At 71.6% G+C, this 18,292-nt stretch carries 20 protein-coding genes; 10 read left to right on the top strand and 10 right to left on the bottom strand.

The genetic code is table 11. The features are described from left to right. Nucleotides 1-5 precede the first annotated feature (5 nt). Complete coding sequence (locus ABZ893_RS33645; protein WP_361411668.1) at nucleotides 6-578, bottom strand: XRE family transcriptional regulator; 573 nt, start codon at nucleotides 576-578, stop codon at nucleotides 6-8. A gap of 103 nt (nucleotides 579-681) precedes the next feature. On the opposite strand from ABZ893_RS33645, the gene ABZ893_RS33640 reads away from it, so the two are divergent. Continuing rightward, complete coding sequence (locus ABZ893_RS33640) at nucleotides 682-1,545, top strand: EamA family transporter (RefSeq protein ID WP_361411666.1); 864 nt, start codon at nucleotides 682-684, stop codon at nucleotides 1,543-1,545. A gap of 29 nt (nucleotides 1,546-1,574) precedes the next feature. On the opposite strand, the gene ABZ893_RS33635 is transcribed toward ABZ893_RS33640, so the two are convergent. Then, a complete protein-coding gene (locus ABZ893_RS33635; protein ID WP_361411664.1) occupies nucleotides 1,575-2,324 on the bottom strand; it encodes an acyltransferase in 750 nt (249 codons plus the stop codon). A gap of 132 nt (nucleotides 2,325-2,456) precedes the next feature. Here ABZ893_RS33635 and ABZ893_RS33630 point away from each other — a divergent pair, with 132 nt between their 5' ends. Next, nucleotides 2,457-2,990, top strand: a complete 534-nt coding sequence (locus ABZ893_RS33630) for a gamma carbonic anhydrase family protein (RefSeq protein ID WP_361411662.1) — start codon at nucleotides 2,457-2,459, stop codon at nucleotides 2,988-2,990. Nucleotides 2,991-3,033: 43 nt separating this feature from the next. Here the strand turns inward: ABZ893_RS33630 and ABZ893_RS33625 are convergent, their stop codons facing one another. Then, nucleotides 3,034-3,672: a DedA family protein gene (locus ABZ893_RS33625; RefSeq protein ID WP_361411660.1), complete on the bottom strand. Its 639-nt coding sequence runs from the start codon at nucleotides 3,670-3,672 to the stop codon at nucleotides 3,034-3,036. Between the two features lie 101 nt (nucleotides 3,673-3,773). After that, the gene (locus ABZ893_RS33620; protein ID WP_361411658.1) at nucleotides 3,774-4,226 is read right to left on the bottom strand and encodes a DUF4442 domain-containing protein; all 453 of its coding nucleotides are present in this window, start codon (nucleotides 4,224-4,226) and stop codon (nucleotides 3,774-3,776) included. Between the two features lie 72 nt (nucleotides 4,227-4,298). Here ABZ893_RS33620 and ABZ893_RS33615 point away from each other — a divergent pair, with 72 nt between their 5' ends. The 3 genes from ABZ893_RS33615 to ABZ893_RS33605 all read left to right on the top strand — a co-directional run bounded on the left by ABZ893_RS33615 (nucleotide 4,299) and on the right by ABZ893_RS33605 (nucleotide 7,879). After that, entirely contained in the window at nucleotides 4,299-5,285 is a 987-nt protein-coding gene (locus tag ABZ893_RS33615) for a hypothetical protein (RefSeq protein WP_361411656.1), read from the top strand. A 99-nt stretch (nucleotides 5,286-5,384) separates the two neighbouring features. Continuing rightward, nucleotides 5,385-6,407: a hypothetical protein gene (locus ABZ893_RS33610; protein WP_361411654.1), complete on the top strand. Its 1,023-nt coding sequence runs from the start codon at nucleotides 5,385-5,387 to the stop codon at nucleotides 6,405-6,407. A 182-nt stretch (nucleotides 6,408-6,589) separates the two neighbouring features. Beyond that, nucleotides 6,590-7,879, top strand: coding sequence for an MFS transporter (locus tag ABZ893_RS33605; protein ID WP_361411652.1), 1,290 nt, complete (start codon nucleotides 6,590-6,592; stop codon nucleotides 7,877-7,879). Here ABZ893_RS33605 and ABZ893_RS33600 read toward each other — a convergent pair. The 4 genes from ABZ893_RS33600 to ABZ893_RS33585 form a co-directional block, all read right to left on the bottom strand. Beyond that, nucleotides 7,862-8,707, bottom strand: coding sequence for a fused MFS/spermidine synthase (locus ABZ893_RS33600; protein ID WP_361411650.1), 846 nt, complete (start codon nucleotides 8,705-8,707; stop codon nucleotides 7,862-7,864). The genes ABZ893_RS33605 and ABZ893_RS33600 overlap by 18 nt on opposite strands. Nucleotides 8,708-8,757: 50 nt before the next feature. Next, the gene (locus tag ABZ893_RS33595; RefSeq protein ID WP_361411648.1) at nucleotides 8,758-9,603 is read right to left on the bottom strand and encodes a patatin-like phospholipase family protein; all 846 of its coding nucleotides are present in this window, start codon (nucleotides 9,601-9,603) and stop codon (nucleotides 8,758-8,760) included. A 91-nt stretch (nucleotides 9,604-9,694) separates the two neighbouring features. Beyond that, nucleotides 9,695-10,864, bottom strand: coding sequence for an elongation factor Tu (tuf, locus tag ABZ893_RS33590; protein WP_361411646.1), 1,170 nt, complete (start codon nucleotides 10,862-10,864; stop codon nucleotides 9,695-9,697). 318 nt (nucleotides 10,865-11,182) lie between these two features. Next, nucleotides 11,183-11,887, bottom strand: a complete 705-nt coding sequence (locus tag ABZ893_RS33585; protein ID WP_361411644.1) for a DNA alkylation repair protein — start codon at nucleotides 11,885-11,887, stop codon at nucleotides 11,183-11,185. Between the two features lie 49 nt (nucleotides 11,888-11,936). Here ABZ893_RS33585 and ABZ893_RS33580 point away from each other — a divergent pair, with 49 nt between their 5' ends. The 3 genes from ABZ893_RS33580 (at nucleotide 11,937) to ABZ893_RS33570 (ending at nucleotide 14,073) form a co-directional block, all read left to right on the top strand. Further along, a complete protein-coding gene (locus ABZ893_RS33580) occupies nucleotides 11,937-12,686 on the top strand; it encodes a TVP38/TMEM64 family protein (protein WP_361411642.1) in 750 nt (249 codons plus the stop codon). A gap of 232 nt (nucleotides 12,687-12,918) precedes the next feature. Next, nucleotides 12,919-13,794: an undecaprenyl-diphosphate phosphatase gene (locus ABZ893_RS33575; RefSeq protein ID WP_361411640.1), complete on the top strand. Its 876-nt coding sequence runs from the start codon at nucleotides 12,919-12,921 to the stop codon at nucleotides 13,792-13,794. Nucleotides 13,795-13,899: 105 nt separating this feature from the next. Next, a complete protein-coding gene (locus ABZ893_RS33570) occupies nucleotides 13,900-14,073 on the top strand; it encodes a hypothetical protein (protein WP_361411638.1) in 174 nt (57 codons plus the stop codon). Between the two features lie 23 nt (nucleotides 14,074-14,096). Here the strand turns inward: ABZ893_RS33570 and ABZ893_RS33565 are convergent, their stop codons facing one another. Then, a complete protein-coding gene (locus tag ABZ893_RS33565) occupies nucleotides 14,097-14,744 on the bottom strand; it encodes a maleylpyruvate isomerase N-terminal domain-containing protein (protein WP_361411636.1) in 648 nt (215 codons plus the stop codon). A gap of 89 nt (nucleotides 14,745-14,833) precedes the next feature. Between ABZ893_RS33565 and ABZ893_RS33560 the strand changes: the two genes are divergently transcribed. Beyond that, nucleotides 14,834-15,325 (top strand): nuclear transport factor 2 family protein, encoded by a 492-nt coding sequence (locus ABZ893_RS33560; protein ID WP_361411634.1) that lies wholly within the window; start codon nucleotides 14,834-14,836, stop codon nucleotides 15,323-15,325. A gap of 209 nt (nucleotides 15,326-15,534) precedes the next feature. Further along, nucleotides 15,535-17,235 (top strand): apolipoprotein N-acyltransferase, encoded by a 1,701-nt coding sequence (lnt, locus tag ABZ893_RS33555; RefSeq protein ID WP_361411632.1) that lies wholly within the window; start codon nucleotides 15,535-15,537, stop codon nucleotides 17,233-17,235. Here lnt and ABZ893_RS33550 read toward each other — a convergent pair. Then, nucleotides 17,159-18,064, bottom strand: a complete 906-nt coding sequence (locus ABZ893_RS33550; RefSeq protein WP_361411630.1) for a Gfo/Idh/MocA family oxidoreductase — start codon at nucleotides 18,062-18,064, stop codon at nucleotides 17,159-17,161. The genes lnt and ABZ893_RS33550 overlap by 77 nt on opposite strands. Between the last annotated feature and the right edge of the window lie 228 nt (nucleotides 18,065-18,292).

The following is an 18,292-nucleotide window of genomic DNA, read 5'->3' as shown; positions in this document are numbered from 1 at the left end:
GCGTCTCACCGTACGGGCGGGACCGACACCGCCATCATCATCTGCATAGCCTCGGTGCCGTCGTTGCGGTACGCGTGCGGGACGTTCGCCTCGAAGGAGGCGCTGGAGCCGGCCGGTACGCGGTACTCGGCGCCGTCCACGACCAGGGTCAGCTCCCCGGCCGTGACGTGCACGAGTTCGACGGTGCCGGGCCGGTGCGGGTCGGAGGCGCTGCCGTCGCCGGGTTCCAGGCTCCAGTCCCACAGCTCCAGGGGGCCGGGTGCTTCCGTTCCGGCGAGCAGGCGGTTGTAGCTGCCGGCGTCCGTGCTCCACAGGCGGACGGCCTGTTCGGGCGGCACGACGCGGACCTTCGGGCCCTGCTCGTAGTCGAGGAGTGTGGTGATGCTGATGCCCAGCGCGTCGCCGATCTTGACGACCGTGCCGAGGCTCGGGTTGGTGCGGGCCTGCTCGATCTGGATGAGCATCCCGCGGCTGACGCCGGCCCGGGAGGCGAGCCCGTCCAGGGTGAAGCCGCGCTCGGTGCGCCAGCGCTTGACGTTCCGCCCGAGGGACTGGGTCAGCAGATCGAGTTCCGACACATTCCGTCCAATATTCTGGATGACAGGGTTCAGTTCACTGAACTAATGTGTGGTGCAACAAAACGTTCGCCCACGTTCACCACACTGTACTGCGAGGTAGACGATGACAGCACTCTTCGCCTTGGGCGCCAGCCTCCTGTGGGGCCTGGCCGACTTCGGCGGCGGGCTGCTGACCCGGCGAACGCCCGCGCTCACCGTGGTCGTCGTCTCGCAGAGCATCGCGACGGTGGTGCTCGGCGCGACAGTCGTGGTCACCGGCGCGTGGAGCGAGGCGGGCCCCCAGCTGTGGTTCGCGGTAGCGGCCGGCCTCGTCGGACCGGTGGCCATGCTCGCGTTCTACAAGGCGCTCGCCCTCGGCCCGATGGGCGTCGTCTCCCCGCTCGGCTCGCTCGGCGTCGCCGTCCCCGTGGCCCTCGGCCTCGTACTCGGCGAGCGCCCCGGCCTGCTCCAGATCGCGGGCATCGCGGTGGCGATCGCGGGTGTCGTCCTGGCGGGCGGACCGCAGTTCAGGGGTGCGCCCGTGCAGCGGCAGGCGGTCCTGCTCACGCTGCTCGCGGCGGTCGGCTTCGGAGCGGTGATGGCCCTGATCGCGGAGGCCTCGACGACCGTGACCGGGCTCTTCCTCGCGCTCTTCGTGCAGCGGGTGACCAATGTGGCGGCGGGTGGCGCGGGCCTCTTCGTGTCCGCGCGGCGCGGCGGCGCGGTACTCCCCGAGAACGGCTGGCGCGCCGTCCGCGCGTCCCTCCCGGCGCTCACGTTCGTGGGCCTCGCCGACGTGGCGGCCAACGGCACGTACGTGGTGGCGGCCCAGTACGGCCCGGTCACGATCGCCGCGGTCCTGGCCTCTCTCTACCCGGTGGTCACAGCCCTGGCCGCCCGCGGCATCCTCAGCGAACGCCTCCGCGGAGTACAGGCAGCGGGCGCGGGCCTGGCACTGCTGGGAACCGTGCTGCTGGCTACGGGCTGAGCGACTGTGTTGCCCGGCGAGGTCCCGATCTAGCCACCCGCCTGCGAATCCGCGTCCAGCTCCGCCAGCGCCAGCAGCTGTTCCGGGGTGATGCCCTCCGGTATCGGGGCGGGGGCCGGGGTGCGGAGTGGGGGCTGCCAGCCGTTGGTCTCGTCCCAGGTGCGGACGACCCGTGCCGGCGCGCCCGCCACCACCGAGTGGTCCGGCACCTCGCCCCGCACCACCGCGCCCGCCGCCACCACGACGTTCCGGCCGATGCGCGCGCCGGGCAGGATCACCGCGCCCGTACCGATCCAGCAGCCCGGCCCGATCTCGACCGGCTCCATGCGCGGCCACTGCTTGCCGATGGGCTCGTGCGGGTCGTCGTACGAGTGGTTGGTCGAGGTCACGTAGACGTACGGGCCGAAGTAGCAGTCACTGCCGATCGTCACCGTCGTGTCCGCGATGACATGGCTGCCGCGGCCGAGGACCACTCCGTCGCCCATGCGCAGGATCGGGTCGGGGCCGAGGTCGAGGTCGGGCATCAGGCCGGCGGTCAGGGTGACCTGCTCGCCGATGATGCAGTGGGCGCCGAGCCGGATCCACGGCTCGCCGAAGACGGTGCCCTGCGGGAAGGCCAGCTTGGTGCCGGGCCCGATGGCGCCGAAACGGTAGCGGCCCGGCTGCTCGGCGGTCACCGCGCCCGCCCGCTGCGCCCAGCGCAGACCCGCCTGCACCACGCGATGGGCCAGGCGTCCGGTGAAGACGCGGGATGAGAACGCGTTCCAGTTCTTCGGCACAGCCACACGTTACTCAGCCGTACGGGTCCCCGCCGGGCTCCGGCCTGTGATCTTCGCCCCACGCGACCCTCCCGCAAGGGCCGTCCCGTACGGTTCGGTCAGGCGCGGCACCGTGGAAGAGGAGAGAGAACGATGGGCCAGCAGGCACTCATCACCGGGATCGGCGGCAAGGACCCGGAGCTGGACGAGGAGGCGTTCGTGTCGCCGACCTCCGTCGTGATCGGCGACGTCACCGTGCACGCCGGGGCGAGTGTCTGGTACGGCGCGGTGCTCCGCGGAGACGGCGGCCCGATCGTGATCGGCGCCGACAGCAACATCCAGGACAACTGCACCCTGCACGTCGACCCCGGATTCCCGCTGACGGTCGGCGAGCGGGTGTCGGTCGGGCACAACGCCGTCCTGCACGGCTGCACCGTCGAGGACGACTCCCTGGTCGGCATGGGCGCCACGGTCCTGAACGGAGCGGTGATCGGCGCCGGTTCGCTGGTCGCCGCGCAGGCCCTCGTCCCGCAGGGGATGCAGATCCCGCCGGGCTCCCTGGTCGCCGGCGTCCCCGCGAAGGTCAAGCGCCCGCTGACCGACGAGGAGCGCGAGGGCGTCACCCTGAACGGCACGCTGTACGTGGACCTGGCCAAGGCGCACCGCGCGGCCCACGCGAACAGCTAGTTCGAGCGCGCGTATCGGTCGGTGGCCGGCGCGAGCGCGCGTATCAGTCGGTGGCCGGGACGGGCTGTTCCGCCTCGGCCGCCGTCTTCTTCGCCTTGCGCCGGACGATCAGCATGGAGGCCACGCCGATCAGGACGGCCGCCGCGAGGCCGTAGTACGAGAACCGCTTGAGCCAGCTCTCCGCGACCACGCCGATGTAGTAGACGACGGCGGTCGTGCCGCCGGCCCAGATGACTCCGCCGAGGAAGTTCGCGATGAGGAACTTCCAGTACGGCATGTGCAGGACGCCCGCGAGCGGGCCCGCGAAGATGCGCAGCAGGGCGATGAAGCGGCCGAAGAAGACGGCCCACATGCCCCACTTCTCGAAGGAGCGCTCGGCGGTGGCGACATGGGCCTCGCCGAAGTGGCGGGGGAATTTGCCGCCGAGCCAGGCGAGCAAGGGACGGCCGCCCTTGCGGCCGATGGCGTAACCGATGGAGTCGCCGATCACGGCTCCCGCGCTGGCGCAGGCCCCGAGGACGAGCGGGTTGACGTCGCCGTGCTGGGAAGCGAGCAGCGCCGCGGAGACCAGCACGATCTCGCCGGGCAGCGGGACGCCCAGGCTCTCCAGGCCGATCACCCCGGCCACCAGGGCGTAGATGGCGACCGCCGGTACTGTGTCGAGCCATTCCTGGACGTGCAACGCCGATTCCTCCCGTGTCGGTGGGCGTCTGCCCGGCGCGCGTTCCCCCAGGTACGCACGCCGGGCCAGCCTACCCGGTGACGGGAAAGGGAAGATAAGGCTCAGTTGTTGGGGCGCAGGGTCCAGACGACGGTCATCTCGCCGGTCACGGCCCCGTCGGCGCGCTGGATGGCGACGGTCACGGGGAATTCCGGACGCTCGCCCGCGTCGAGCTCCGCGATCACGTCGGCGGCCGGACGGCCGAGCGTGGCGGTCGCCGTGACGGCACCCATCGCGAGCTTCTTGTACGCGATGTCGGCGCGGACGGCGAGCGGCACGGCCCGCGACAGCTGGTCCCCGAAGGCGGCGAGGACGATGGCGCCGCTCGCGGACTCACCGAGCGTGAACATCGCTCCGGCGTGGGGGCCGCCGACGTGGTTGTGGAACTCGCTCTGGTCCGGCAGCGCCACGACGGCCTTCTCGGGCGTGGTCTCCAGGAACTCGATGTTCAGGGTCCTGGCCATCGGAACGGTGGCGGCGAGCATCTCGCCGATCGACATCTGGTCTGCGCTCATGACCGGTGATGTTACCCGCGAGTAGCGACCTTGACCATCCTCCCCCGGCCCAGCCCCCTATCGTTGCTGCGCATGTGGCCAGGAGAGCAGGGTCCCGGGGGCGAGCAGAACCCGCAGGGCCGCGGACCGAATCCGTACCAGCAGCCGAACCCGTACCAGCAGCCGACGGTTCAGCAGCCCGCCGGGCAACAGCAGTCCGGGCAGCAGATCTGGAACGCGCCGACGATGCCCGCCGGTTCGGGTCCGTCGCGGCCCGAGCCGCCGAAGCAGCGGCGCGCGGCGATCCTCGCGGTCGTGGCCGCTGCCATCGTCGTGGTCGCTTCGGCGGTCACCGGGTTCCTCGTACTCGGCGGCGGCAAGGACACGAAGGACGACAAGGCCGGTCCCGGTCCGGCGAAGTCGTCGGCGGCGGCCCCCAGCCCGACCGGCAACCCGCGTGCGGGAGGCCCGATCGAGCCGACGGTCGCGGGCTGGAAGACCGTCGTGAACGCCGACCACGGCCTCGCCTTCGACGTGCCGGGCACCTGGCAGGTGAAGTCCAACGGCTGGGCGAACTGGGTCTCCAAGGACGGCGATCCCGAGGAGAAGCCGCTCATCGCCATGAGCAATCCGGCGTTCCTCCAGGAGAAGTGGTGCACGTCCGACGACGACAAGGACGGCAACCAGGAGGAGTACTCGCTGGGCGCGACCGGGTCGCGGGGCAACAACGGGGCCAAGAGCACCGAGGACGCGGCCACCAAGGACGCGACGATGTGGGTCTACGGCGCGTACGCGCAGCCCGACCGTAAGAGCATCACCACGAACCCGGCCGAGCCCTTCACCACCACGTCCGGTCTCGACGGCACTCTGGTGACGGCCTCCTCCTCGGGCGTGACGCAGAAGAAGCACGGCAAATGCTTCACGGACGGCAAGGCCGCCGTGTTCGCCTTCAAGGACGCCGAGGGCGACTTCGCGTCGTGGTCGTTCTACGGGGCAAAAGGCGTGAAGGGGGAAGTGCCGGACGCCGTCGTCCGTAAGATCGTCAGCACCGTGCGGCTCGTGGACGTCAGCGACTCCTGAGGCCCCGGGGACCGGGCGGCGTTCCCGTCGTCGAACCGTTGCACGTCCGGTACAGGGCGACGGCATCGCCGCTGCGTGCGCCCTCTATTGTTGTGCGCCATGTGGCCAGGACAGCAGCCGCCCGGGGGCGAGCAGAACCCGCAGGACCAGAACCCGTACCAGCAGCCGGGGTACCAGCAGCCGAACCCCTATCAGCAGCCGGGGTATCAGCAGCCCAATCCGTACCAGCAACAGCCGGGGCAGCAGCCTCCCGGGCAGTGGGGCGCTCCCACCGTCCCGATGGGCGCACCCCAGCCGCCGAAGGGCGGCGGCAACAAGACGAAGATCACCGCGATCGTCGCCGCCGCGGCTGTCGTGGTCGCCGCCGGCGTGACCGGCTTCCTGGTTCTCGGGGGCGGCAAGAAGGACAACGCGGACCCCAAGCCGTCCGCGTCCCCCTCGAAGGCCGCGCCTGCGGACCCGAGCGCGAGCGCCAGTGAGGGCAACCCGCGCGACCCTGCGAACGCCGCGAAGCCCAGCATTCCGGGCTGGCAGGTCGTGGTGAACCCGAAGTACGGGACCGCGTTCGACGTCCCGCCGGACTGGGCCGTGAAGTCGGACGGTGTCATCACCGGCTTCGACGACAACAACGACGACGGCTTCAAACCGCTCATCACGATGTCCGCGCCCGCCTTCTTGAAGGAGAAGTGGTGCACGTCCGACGACAACAAGGACGGCACCCCGGACGACACCGCGCTCGCGGCGGCGGGCACCAAGGGGCAGAACGGCGCCAAGAACACCCAGGACATCGCGCGCAACGACTCGGCGTGGTGGGTGTTCGGCGGCTACACCGATCAGAAGAAGGCGTCCAAGAAGCTCCTGACGATCGGTAAGCCGAAGGACTTCACGACGGCTTCCGGTGTCAAGGGCAGCTTCGCGACGACCTACTCGTCCGGTGTGCCGAAGACCGGCAAGTGCGACACGGACGGCAAGGCCACGGTGTTCGCGTTCAAGAACTCCCAGGGCGACTTCGTCTCGTGGACGTTCTACGGCGCCAAGGGCGTGAAGGACGAGGTCCCGGACGCGACCGTCGAGAAGATCATGAAGACGGTCCGCCTCCAGGGCGACCCGACCACGGGCTGACCCCGCGCCCGACCTACCGTTTCGCGGCCGCATGACGTCGGGCCTGCCCCTGCGAGGGGCAGGCCCGACGTTCGCGCGTACGTCTGCCGTGACTCCGGCGAGCCAATGGCCGGCCGGCCCCCGCCCGCCTTCCCGGCAACAATTCGTTTGCAGGGCACGCCCGTTGCGGCAATAGTCCACCGGTGACCACCCCCGACACCTCACCTCGCCGCTCCCGCAGACCCGCCTGGGCCGGCCGTAACTACAGCCTGCTTGCCGTTGCGGCGTTCGTGACGACGCTCGGGAGTCATGGGGCGTTGATCGCGTCCGCGTTCGCGGTGCTCGACGCGGGCGGTGACGGCGGCGACGTCGGGCTTGTCGCGGCGTCGCGGACGCTGACCCTCGTGCTGTTCCTGCTCGTCGGTGGCGCTGTCGCCGACCGGCTGCCGCGGCACCATGTGATGGTCGCGGCGAATGCCCTCAACTTCCTTTCGCAGGGCGCCTTCGCGCTGCTCGTGCTCACCGGGGAGCCCGCGCTGTGGCAGATGATGCTGCTCAGCGCGCTCGGCGGCACCGGGCAGGCCTTCTTCAATCCCGCGGCCGAGGGCATGTTGATGTCGTCCGTCAGCGGGGAGCAGGCGAGCCGTGCCTTCGCGATGTTCCGGATGGCGATGTCGGGCGCGGCCGTGGGCGGTGCGGCGCTCGGCGGGGCGATGGTCGCCGCGATCGGGCCCGGCTGGGTGCTCGCCGTCGACGCGGTGGCCTTCGCGGTGGCGGCGGTGCTGCGCTCGTTCCTCGACGTGAGTCATATCGCGCCGCGTGAGCCGGGCGGCGGGCTGCTCGCCGATATGCGGGACGGCTGGCGGGAGTTCACCGGGCGGCCGTGGCTGTGGGGCATCGTCGCCCAGTTCTCCGTCGTGGTGGCGGTGGTCGGGGCGGCCGAGTCGGTGTTCGGGCCGCTGGTCGCGCGGGACTCGCTCGGCGGACCCGGGCCGTGGGGGCTCGCCCTCGGCGCGTTCGGCGTCGGCACGGTCTCGGGGGCGCTCCTGATGACGCGGTGGAAACCACGCCGGCTGCTGCTCGCCGGGACCCTGTGCGTGTTCCCGCTCTCGCTGCCGGCGGCGGCGCTCGCCGTTCCCGTACCGCTCGTGGCGCTGGTCTGCGTGATGTTCGTGAGCGGCGTGACCATCGAGGTGTTCAGCGTGTCCTGGATGACGGCGCTGCACCAGGAGATCCCCGAGGAGAAACTGTCGCGGGTCTCCGCCTACGACTGGTTCGGGTCCGTCGCGATGGTGCCGGTCGCCACGGCGCTCGCGGGGCCCGCCGAGGCCGCGTTCGGCCGGGCGGCGTCGTTGTGGGGCTGCGCCGCGCTGGTCGTCGTGTCGACAGCGGCGGTTCTCCTCGTACCGGATGTGCGGCGGCTGACGCGGCGCGAGGCCGGTCCCATCGGGAAGCAGCCCGCGCCGGAGGTCGTGTCAGCCGATGCCGAATGAGCCGCCCGGCGGCTCGGGTGACGGCACCGCGTCCTCGTCCCGTACGGGCTTCGCGTCGCCGATGAAGCGGCGCAGTTCGGCGCCGTGCTCGACGCGGGCGGCGAACGCGTCGGCCGCCGCGCGCCGGGCGAGGCCCTCGATGTCGAACTCCTTGTGCGAGGCGACGAGAACGGCGTTGCCGAAGCGCCGGCCGCGCAGTACGGCGGGCTCCGCGATCAAAGCGAGATGCTCGAACACCGCTGAGAACGTGGCGAGTTGGGAACGCAGGAACGCGAAGGGCGCGCCGTCGGCGAGGTTCGCCGCGTAGACGCCCGTGGGGCGCAGGACGCGGTCCGCCGCGCGGGCGTAGGCCTCCGTGGTCAGGTGGGCCGGGACGCGGGACCCGCCGAAGACGTCCGCCACGAGGACGTCGGCGCTGTCCGGCTCGGCCGACTCCAGCCAGGCGCGGGCGTCACCGCCGTGTACGGCGATGCCCGCGGCGGGCGGGAGCGGGAGGTGTTCGTCCACCAGGGCGAGCAGGGCGCGGTCGGCCTCGACGACGTCCTGACGTGAGCCGGGGCGGGTCGCGGCGACGTAGCGGGGCAGGGTGAGCGCGCCGCCGCCGAGGTGCAGCACGTCGAGGGGCTGCGCGGGCTCGGCCGCGCAGTCGAGGACGTGGCCGAGCCGGCGCGCGTACTCGAATTCGAGGTACTCGGGCTCGTCGAGGTCGACGTACGACTGCGGGGCGCCGTCGACCGTGAGCAGCCAGGCCTGGCGCCGGTCCACGTCGGGCATCAGTTTGGCGGTGCCGTGGTCTACGGTCCTGGTCACGGGTATGGGCTCGTCCACGGGTCCATTGTGCCGGGCGTGGGGCGGGAGCTGTCAGGGGAGGCCGTCGCTCAGGCCTGGCCCCACACCTCCGCCGCCTCCGCCACATGTCCTGCCGCCTGTTCCCTCCCGGCGCGAGCGGATGGCGCGCGGTGGGACGGGTTCAGGCTGTCGCGCCCCATGGCCTTCCTCGTCGCGCGGTCCGGGGTGATCAGGGCGACCCTCGAACCGGCCGCCGCGAGGCTTTCCGCCTGGGCGCGGGCCGACGTCAGTACGCCGCCGCCCGTGGCGATCGGGGCGAGGATCACCACGCTGTCGTAGCCCTCGGCGAGATGCGCGTTGGCCGGGGAGCGGATTCCTCCGTCGATCCAGCGGGCGTCTCCGACAGTGACCGGCGGCCAGACGCCCGGCACCGCGCAGCTCGCGGCGACCGCGTCGACCAGGCCGACGCCGCTGTCACGGTCGAAGACGCGGAACTCCCCCGTCGTCGCGTGGACAGCCGTCACCAGGAGCGGGCGATCAGGCCACCGGTGCGAGACCAGCCGCCCCTCGATGACCGCGCGGCGCGTCGCCTCGTCCGGGGTGTCGGCGGCGAGCGCGACGTGCCCGATGGTGCGGCCGAAGTCTTCGGGGGTACGGGAGGTGAGCACGGCGCGTGCGTGCCGGATGACGGCCGCCGGGCCGAGGTGACCCGCGATCTCCCCTACGGGGGCGGCGAGTTGACGCTCGTACAGCTCGGCGGGGGTCAGTAGACCGGAGGTGAGCTGGGCGCCGACGACGGAGCCGGCCGAGGTGCCGATCACGGTGTCGGCGTCCGACAGGTCGGCGCCCGCCTCGGCGAGCCCGTAGAGGATTCCGGCGATCCAGCCGATGCCCGAGAGGCCGCCGCCTCCGAGTACGAGTGCCCTGCCCGTCACGTGTGGCCTCCGCTCTCCGACGTCGCCGCCAGTGTGGCGGACGAGCGGCTGCCCGCACCCCTCGGGGTGCGGGCAGCCCTCCATGACACGCTCAGCCGACGGAGCTGACCGTGCCCGCGCCGACGGTGCGCCCGCCCTCGCGGATCGCGAAGCCGAGGCCCGGCTCCAGGGGCATGTCGCGGCCGAGTTCGACCGTCATGGTGACGGTGTCGCCGGGCCGGGCGACGGCGGCCTCGCCGAGGTCGACGTCCCCGACGACGTCGGCGGTCCGCAGGTAGAACTGCGGCCGGTACCCCGTCGCGACCGGCGTCGTACGACCGCCCTCGGCCGCCGACAGGACATACACCTGGGCCGTGAAGCGGCGGCTCGGGCTGACGCTGCCGGGCGCCGCGATCACGTCGCCGCGGCGGACCGCGTCACGCGGGACACCGCGCAGGAGCAGCGCCACGTTGTCCCCGGCCTGCGCCTCCTCCATGGGCTTGCCGAACGTCTCAAGCCCGGTGACGACCGTCTCCGTGTCCGCCCCGAAGATCTCGACGCGGTCGCCGACGCGCACCCGGCCGCGCTCGACGGCCCCGGTGACGACCGTGCCGCGACCGGTGATGGTGAGCACGTTCTCCACAGGAAGCAGGAAAGGCGCGTCCACGTACCGCTCCGGCATGGGCACGTACGTGTCCACGGCGTCGAGCAGCGCCTCGACGGCCCGGGTCCAACGGGGGTCGCCCTCCAGCGCCTTGAGCCCGGAGACCCGTACGACGGGGACGGCGTCGCCGCCGTACCCGTGCGCGGAGAGCAGCTCGCGGACCTCCAGCTCGACGAGGTCGGTGAGCTCCTCGTCGCCCGCGTCCGCCTTGTTGAGCGCGACGACGATGTGGTCGACGCCGACCTGGCGGGCGAGCAGGACGTGCTCGGCGGTCTGCGGCATGATCCCGTCGAGCGCGGAGACGACGAGGATGGCCCCGTCGAGCTGCGCGGCGCCCGTGACCATGTTTTTCACGTAGTCGGCGTGACCTGGCATGTCGACGTGCGCGTAGTGGCGGGTGTCCGTCTCGTACTCGACGTGCGCGATGTTGATCGTGATGCCGCGGGCGGCCTCCTCCGGGGCGCGGTCGATGCGGTCGAACGGTACGAACGTGCCGGCGCCGCGCTCGGCGAGGACCTTGGTGATGGCGGCGGTGAGGGTCGTCTTGCCGTGGTCGACGTGGCCAATGGTGCCGATGTTGAGGTGCGGCTTGGTGCGCACATATGCCGTCTTGGGCATGGCTGGGTGGTTCCTCCCGGAACGTGTTCCTCAGCGGAACAGGGTGCGGTGGCCTCCTGAGTGAGGCGGGGACCCCGGTGACCTGCCGACCCTCCCCCTGCGGGGTCCGCCGGAATGTCCGGAGAGGGTCAGGTTCGGGCGCCGTCTGCTGCGGCGGCCAGGAAGACGGCAGCCTTCGCAGCGTCCGCGACTGCGGACGTGGCTGCGGGGAAGGCGTACCGGAACATGACGCCGATCATCGCCGAAGCGCCGTCGTGCGTCGAATGGTTTTCGGCGGGCCGGGGCTACGAGCCGTACTCCCTTGCTTGGTACGGGAGTTCAGGTTCCGACGTGCTTCAGAGCCTCGCGTACGGACAGGGGTGACAGGCGGTCCCGGTGGGCCGTCACGAAGGCGCGGACCGCGTCCGGGGCGGTCTTGGCGTACTCCCTCAGGCACCAGCCGACGGCCTTACGGACGAAGAAGTCGGGGTGCCCGGCCTGGCGCAGGCAGTAACCGAAAAGGCGCTCGGTGTCGGTCGCCTCCTTGAAGCGGAGCTGGTGCAGGAGCGCGGCGCGGGCGATCCACAGGTCGTCGTCCTCGATCCACGCGTCCATGTCGCGCTTGAGCTCCGGATCGGCGGCGACGAGGGCGCCGGCCACGTGCGCGGCGAGCAGATCGACGGTGTCCCACCAGGGGACCGTGGACACGAGGTGCCGGACGACGGGCAGGAAACCGGACGAGCAGCGCGCCACGTGACGGCGCAGGTAGTCGACGGCGAAGTACGCGTACTCGCGCTCGGGCAGTTCCCAGCAGCGCAGGGCGAGCGCGGTGCAGTCGGCTTCGTCGGGGCGGGGCGTCCCGGCGAGGACGGTGCGGGAGAGCGCGCGGCGGACGGGGGTGGTGAGCCCGAGGAAGGGGGCGACGTCCTTCATGTACGCGCGCATCCCCGCCGCCCGCTCGGGGTCGGCGGCTTCGGGGTAGGCGGTGGTGAGCCGGTCGAGCAGAGTGTCGGCCAGGGCGCTGCGCGGCATTGTGACGCTCATGAGACGCACCCTACGGCGAACTTACGGCATGGTCGGTTAGTCTCCCCGGATGCCCGACACCGTCGCGTCCTGTCCAGCGACCCGTCCCGCACCCGTGACGGACGGACCCGCCGCCGCCCGCCCCGCCTCCCTGACCGAGCGCTGCACCAGCGTTCTCCTTTCGCCGTGGTCACGGCTGTCGCTCCTGGTGGCGCTGCTCGCCGCGGGCGGGGTCTCGGTGCTGCTGCTCCACCCTCAGCGCCTCCTCTCGGACGGCTGGCCTCAGCAGCTGAGCGGCGTGACGGCGGTCGTTCTGTTCGGTGCCGCGTACGGGCTGTGCACGGTGGCGTTCGTGCCGCGGCCGGTGCTGAGCCTCGCGGCGGGCGCGCTGTTCGGGACCCCGCTCGGGCTCGCGGGGTCCATCGGCGGGACGGTGCTGGGTGCGGCGGTGTCGTTCGGCCTTGGGCGGGTGCTCGGGCAGGACGCGCTGCGGCCGCTGCTCAGGGGGCGCTGGCTGAAGGCGGTCGACGGGCAGTTCAGCCGGCACGGGTTCCGGTCGATGCTGGCGGCGCGGACGTTTCCCGGGGTGCCGTTCTGGGCGGCCAATTACTGCGCGGCGGTCTCCCGGATGCGGTGGATGCCGTTCCTGCTGGCGACGGCGATCGGTTCGGTGCCGAACACGGCGGCGTACGTGTTCGCCGGGGCCACCGCCTCGAAGCCGACGTCGCCCGCGTTCCTGATCGCGATGGCGTTGGTCGTGGTGCCGATGGTGGTGGGCGCGGTGGTGGCTTGGCGCAAGCGGCATCGCTTGCGCGGCTGACGCGATTACTGGGGGGGAGGGCCGGGGGCTGACGGGACCGCTTGGGCTGACGGGACTACTGGGGGTGCCGGGGCTGCCGGGCGCACCCGTGCGCCACCCCCGGGTTTCCTCGCCGTCGTGATCCCGTCGCCTCCGCTTCACCCGGCGTCACTAATCTGCGCGGCGGCGGGCACCCGCCTCTGGCCTGCGCGTCCGCGGTCAGCTCACGTCAGCACTTGGATCGCGTAACGTCATGTCTTGGTTCGAATCATTCATCCTCGGACTCGTCCAGGGGCTGACCGAGTTCCTGCCCGTCTCGTCGAGCGCGCATCTGCGTCTGACGGCGGCTTTCGCGGGCTGGCACGACCCGGGAGCCGCCTTCACGGCGATCACCCAGCTCGGCACGGAGACGGCGGTGGTGATCTACTTCCGCAAGGACATCGCGCGGATCGTCTCGGCCTGGTTCCGCTCGCTCACGAACAAGGCGCTGCGCGGCGACCATGACGCGCAGATGGGCTGGCTCGTGATCGTGGGCTCCATACCCATCGGCGTGCTCGGTGTCGCGTTCAAGGACCAGATCGAGGGCCCGTTCCGCGATCTGCGGCTGACCGCGACGACCCTCATCGTGATGGGTATCGTCCTCGGCATCGCCGACCGCCGGGCCGCCCGCGACGAGATCGGGGGCAGGCACCGCGCGGTGCGGGAGCGCAAGAGCCTGGAGGAGCTGAGCGTCAAGGACGGCCTGATCTACGGAATCTGCCAGGCCATGGCCCTGATCCCCGGAGTCTCCCGCTCCGGCGCCACCATCAGCGGCGGACTCCTCATGGGGTACACGCGTGAGGCCGCGGCTCGTTACTCGTTCCTTCTCGCGATCCCGGCCGTGCTCGCCTCCGGTGTCTTCGAGCTCAAGGACGCGGGGCAGGACGGTCACACCAGCTGGGGTCCTGTCGCCTTCGCGACGGCCATCGCCTTCGGGGTCGGCTATGCCGTCATCGCGTGGTTCATGAAGTTCATCTCGAGCAAGAGCTTCATGCCGTTCGTCTACTACCGGGTCCTGCTCGGCATCGCGCTGATCGCGCTGGTCACGGCGGGTGTGCTGAGCCCGCACGCCGGACAGTCGGCGGGCTGACCCGTCCACGGCCTCGCACAACTCTCCGGTGTTTCCGATCACTTGGCGAATATGTTCGGTCGCTGAGGGTTCCCAGAGGGCCTCGGGCGGCCTAGCCTTGCCGCCATGCCGCTTGAGTGTTCGGGTTCCGTGCGGTCTGCCGACGAAGTGAACGAGCAGATCCGCGGGTTATGGCTGCGCGCGGGCGGCCGGCTCTCCGCCGAGCAGCGCGCCCAGTACGCGCGCCTCGTCACGGAATGGGCGAACGCGGTCCGCGACGAGGTCGTCGAGGCGGCCTGACGCCCCGTCAGCCCCGAGCGCGTTCAGCGGACTTCCCCGTACCAGCGCCACGACGTGAGCCGTTCCCTGCCAGCCAGCTCACCTCGCCCCGTCGCCCACAGCAACGTACGCCAGGAGTCGCCGTCGACCGGCGCGTCAGGGAACAGGCGGACGAGGGCCCGGGCGCAGAGGTCGCCCGGCGGGGACCAACCAAGACCAAGCCCCTCCGCGATGTCCTGCGTGTGGACGAGGGTTTCCACGACGCCCATCGCGCCGAAGCCCTCGGGGTCCGATACGCCGAACACGTGATGGGCGCGCACGTCCCGTGGCGCCGTCCGCACCATGGCGACCAGCAGGGCGCCGCTCGCGTCGAGCACCTGGAGCAGACCCGCGGGACCTGCCGCACGGTTCGCGAAGACGACGTTGGCGGGGCCGCCCGGCCTGCGGCTCGTCCAGTCGAACGGCACGTCGGTGTCCAACGGCGGCCTGGCGGGCCCGAGTTGGGCCGCGTACGCGAACAGGTCGTCGGCCAGATGCTCGGCCGTCTCCCAGCAGTCCCAGTCCAGCGAACCGGCCTTGACGCTCCAGTCGGCGGCCGCCGCCTCGGCCAAGGTGTCGACCGACAGGCGGACGGAGTGCGCGACGTCGTCGGCGGTGACCGGACCGTGGTGCGGTGTGCTCTCTCGTGACATGGCGCAGAAGGTACCAACGGCCATCGTCGCGGCACCTCACCCCCGTCGCACCTCTTGGATCCACTGTCCCGGTGCCCAACACTGACGGGATGACCCAGCGCGTGGAACTCCACACCATGATGGACCGGCTAGCCATCGAGGAGCTGATCACCGACTACGCGGTGTGCGTGGACGACGGGGACTGGACGGCGTACCGCGGGCTCTTCAGTCCGGACGGGCGCGCGGACTACCGGCGGGCCGGCGGCATCGAGGGCGGCGCGGCCGAGATCGCCGAGTGGATGGCCCGGACGATGGAACTGTTCCCGATGCGCCAGCACCTGATCGTGAACCGGCGCCTCCGCTTCGGCCGCCTGGACAACGACACCGGCGACACGGCCGGGGTGCAGGCGGACTACATCAACCCGATGCGGTTCGCGACGAAGGGCGACGTAGGGGACGCGTCCGGTGCGCCCGACTTCGTGTGCGGCGGCCGGTACGCCTTCGCTCTTGTACGGACTTACGAGGGCTGGCGACTGCGTGGGGTGACGGTGCACGAGAAGTGGCGCCGCGTCGCGAGCGCGGCGGGGAACGGTGCCGGGTGACTCCGCGCAAGGCCCGGCGACGCGCCGGAATCACCGACGAGAACGAGCCGAAGTGATCGCCCGCGCGGCACCGCGTCACCCCGAAAGCCCAGCCAGGACCGCTACCGCCTGATCAGGCCGTCCGGGCGCCCACTGTCAGAGATCGTCCGTGAAGCGCACACTGAAGGCACGTACACGTACCGGGCGTCGGACGACGAGGGAGATGGCGCATGGACGAGTCGGACGGGAAGGGCCGGTCACGCTCCGCGAATCCGGCGCCGGTCCGGCCGGTGCCCGCGGTCCGGGCGCTGCGTGGTGTGCCCGGCGGGTCCACGGCGTCGCCGCAGAGCGTCGTCGCGCGCCTCAGTGCGTCCCCGTGGTGGCGTGGCGCGGCCGCCGCGGTCCTGGGCGGCCTGCCCGTACTCGTGTTCCCCACGCCGTCGCTGTGGTGGCTGGCGTACGTCGTCCTCGTCCCGTGGATGCTGCTCATCCGGTCGGCCCCCACCCCGCGCCGCGCGACCCTCGACGGCTGGCTCGGCGGGTTCGGGTTCATGTTCGCCGTGCACCACTGGCTGCTGTCGAGCCTCAATGTGTTCACGTTCGTGATCGCGGCGCTGCTCGGGGTGCTGTGGGCGCCCTGGGGCCGGCTGGTGAGATATCTGCTCGGCGGCACGCCGTCACGCGGGCGTGCGGCCGCCGCCCTCGTCGCGGTGCCGTCGGCCTGGCTGATGGCCGAACTCGTCAGGTCCTGGCAGGGGCTCGGCGGTCCCTGGGGGCTTCTCGGGTCGAGCCAGTGGCAGGTGCCGCCCGCGCTGCGCGTCGCGTCCGTGGGCGGGGTGTGGCTGCTCAGCCTGCTCGTCGTGGCGGTGAACACGGCGGTCACGATCCTCCTCGTGGCGCGCAGGGCCCGGATGGCCGCCGTGGTGGGGCTCGTCGTGACGGCCATGGTGACGACGGCCGCGTGGGCCTGGGCACCGCGCCCCACAGCGACCGGCAGGGACGTCAGGGTCGCCGTCGTCCAGCCGGGCCTCATAGCCGGCCCCGGACAGCGCTTCGACCGGCAGGAAGCCCTGACCCGCGGCCTGATCGGACAGCACGTCGGCCTGGTGGTGTGGGGCGAGAGCAGTGTCGGCTTCGACCTGCGCGCGCGGCCGGACCTGACGCGCCGCATCGCGGCCCTCTCGCGTGAGGTCGGCGCGGAGATCCTGGTGAACGTGGACGCACGCAACACCTCCCCCACCGGCCCCCAGGGCATCTCCAAGAGTTCGGTCCTCGTGGGCCCGAACGGCCTGACGGGGCAGAGCTACGACAAGATGCGGCTCGTCCCGTTCGGCGAGTACATCCCGGCGCGCCCCCTGTTCGGCTGGGCAACAGCGGTCGGCAAAGGGGCGGCCAGTGAGAACCGGATCAGGGGCAAGCACCAGGTCGTGATGAACATACGGTCCGCGCGGGAGCCCCTCCTGCGGATCGGCCCGCTCATCTGCTTCGAGACGGCGTTCCCCGACATGACGCGCAACCTGACGCGGGACGGGGCGCAGGTACTGGTCGCGCAGTCCTCGACGTCGACGTTCCAGAACACCTGGGCGCCGGAGCAGCACGCGACGCTCGCGGCGCTCCGGGCGGCGGAGTCCGGGCGCCCGATGGTGCACGCGACGCTGACCGGGGAGTCCGCCGTGTACAAGGCCGACGGGTCCCGGATCGGTCCGCGGCTCGGCACCTCGGCGAGCACGGCCCACGTCTACACGGTGCCGATGGCGAAGGGGACGACGCTGTACGTCCGGTACGGCGCCTGGCCGGTGCACGCGGCCGTCCTGACGCTCTTCGTCCTGGGCACGGCCGAGGCCGTCCGGATGTTCAGGCGGCGGAGCGCCGCACCTCACGTACGACCTGTTCGCACAGGACATGGGTCTCAAGAGCGTCCTTGGCGCTGAGGATCTTGCCCGCGCGTACGGCGTCGAGGAAGCCGGTGACGAGCTGCTCGATGCCGCGCTGGCGGGCCACGGGCACCCAGTCGCCGCGGCGGCGGATCGTCGGCTGGCCCTTGTGGTCGATGACCTCGGCGAGGTTGACGACCTGGCGCTTCGTGTCCTGGCCGGACACTTCGAGGATCTCCTCGGTCGAGCCGCTGAGCCGGTTCATGATGCCGATCGCCGTGAAGCCCTCCCCGGAGAGCTGGAGCACGACGTGGTGCAGCAGGCCGTCCCGGACGCGGGAGCGCACGGTCACGTCGTCGATGGGTCCGGGCGCGAGGTAGCGCAGGGTGTCCACGACGTGGATGAAGTCGTCGAGGACGAGGGTGCGCGGGTCCTCGGGCAGCCCGATCCGGTTCTTCTGCATGAGGATGAGTTCGCGGGGGTGGTCGGCGCACTGCGTGTAGCCGGGGGCGTGCCGCCGGTTGAACCCGACGGCGAGGCTGATCCCGCGCTCCTCGGCGAGCTGGACGAGACGCTGCGAGTCGGCGAGTTCGTAGGCGAGCGGCTTGTCGACGTAGGTGGCGACGCCCGCTTCGAGGAGCCGCGTCACGATCTCGGGGTGGGCCACGGTCGACGCGTGCACGAAGGCCGCGTCGAGCCCCTGCGCGAGCAGCGCGTCCAGGTCCGTGTGCCGCTGTCCGGCGGGAATGCGGTGCGCGTCGCCGACCCGCCGAAGCGTCTCGGGCGTACGGGTCTGCAGGTGCAGCTCGACCCCCGGCAGGGCGGTGAGCACGGGCAGGTACGCCTTCTGCGCGATGTCTCCGAGTCCGATGCAGCCGACCTTCACGTGCGTGTTCTCCCTGTCGCCCGGAGTCGGCCGTGCCCGGCCCGACCCGCTGTGTCCCGGCAGCATACGACCGCTGCGCGAACGGCCGTCTCATGATCGCGCCACCCGATTTCCTGCTGGCATGAACTACCGCCTGGCGCCCCCGAGTTGACCTTGTGGCGACCGGGTGGCCGGAATTACGGGCATACGTAGGATCGGCTCGTCCGCCTCTGACCTGCGCGTCACCCG

The organism is Streptomyces sp. NPDC046821, assembly GCF_040645335.1.
In the GTDB taxonomy this organism is placed as follows: Bacteria; Actinomycetota; Actinomycetes; order Streptomycetales; family Streptomycetaceae; genus Streptomyces.
Note: the sequence above shows the minus strand (reverse complement) of the source record. Positions and strands in the feature narration are given on the sequence as shown.

Excerpts from the sequence above, each read along its gene's own strand:
- ABZ893_RS33585 (WP_361411644.1), bottom strand. The coding sequence starts at position 11,887 with ATGAGCGTCACAATGCCGCGCAGCGCCCTGGCCGACACTCTGCTCGAC.
- lnt (WP_361411632.1), top strand. The coding sequence starts at position 15,535 with ATGGACGAGTCGGACGGGAAGGGCCGGTCACGCTCCGCGAATCCGGCG.
- ABZ893_RS33570 (WP_361411638.1), top strand. The coding sequence starts at position 13,900 with ATGCCGCTTGAGTGTTCGGGTTCCGTGCGGTCTGCCGACGAAGTGAAC.
- ABZ893_RS33610 (WP_361411654.1), top strand. The coding sequence starts at position 5,385 with ATGTGGCCAGGACAGCAGCCGCCCGGGGGCGAGCAGAACCCGCAGGAC.
- ABZ893_RS33620 (WP_361411658.1), bottom strand. The coding sequence starts at position 4,226 with ATGAGCGCAGACCAGATGTCGATCGGCGAGATGCTCGCCGCCACCGTT.
- ABZ893_RS33565 (WP_361411636.1), bottom strand. The coding sequence starts at position 14,744 with ATGTCACGAGAGAGCACACCGCACCACGGTCCGGTCACCGCCGACGAC.
- tuf (WP_361411646.1), bottom strand. The coding sequence starts at position 10,864 with ATGCCCAAGACGGCATATGTGCGCACCAAGCCGCACCTCAACATCGGC.
- ABZ893_RS33580 (WP_361411642.1), top strand. The coding sequence starts at position 11,937 with ATGCCCGACACCGTCGCGTCCTGTCCAGCGACCCGTCCCGCACCCGTG.
- ABZ893_RS33560 (WP_361411634.1), top strand. The coding sequence starts at position 14,834 with ATGACCCAGCGCGTGGAACTCCACACCATGATGGACCGGCTAGCCATC.
- ABZ893_RS33640 (WP_361411666.1), top strand. The coding sequence starts at position 682 with ATGACAGCACTCTTCGCCTTGGGCGCCAGCCTCCTGTGGGGCCTGGCC.
- ABZ893_RS33575 (WP_361411640.1), top strand. The coding sequence starts at position 12,919 with ATGTCTTGGTTCGAATCATTCATCCTCGGACTCGTCCAGGGGCTGACC.
- ABZ893_RS33615 (WP_361411656.1), top strand. The coding sequence starts at position 4,299 with ATGTGGCCAGGAGAGCAGGGTCCCGGGGGCGAGCAGAACCCGCAGGGC.
- ABZ893_RS33630 (WP_361411662.1), top strand. The coding sequence starts at position 2,457 with ATGGGCCAGCAGGCACTCATCACCGGGATCGGCGGCAAGGACCCGGAG.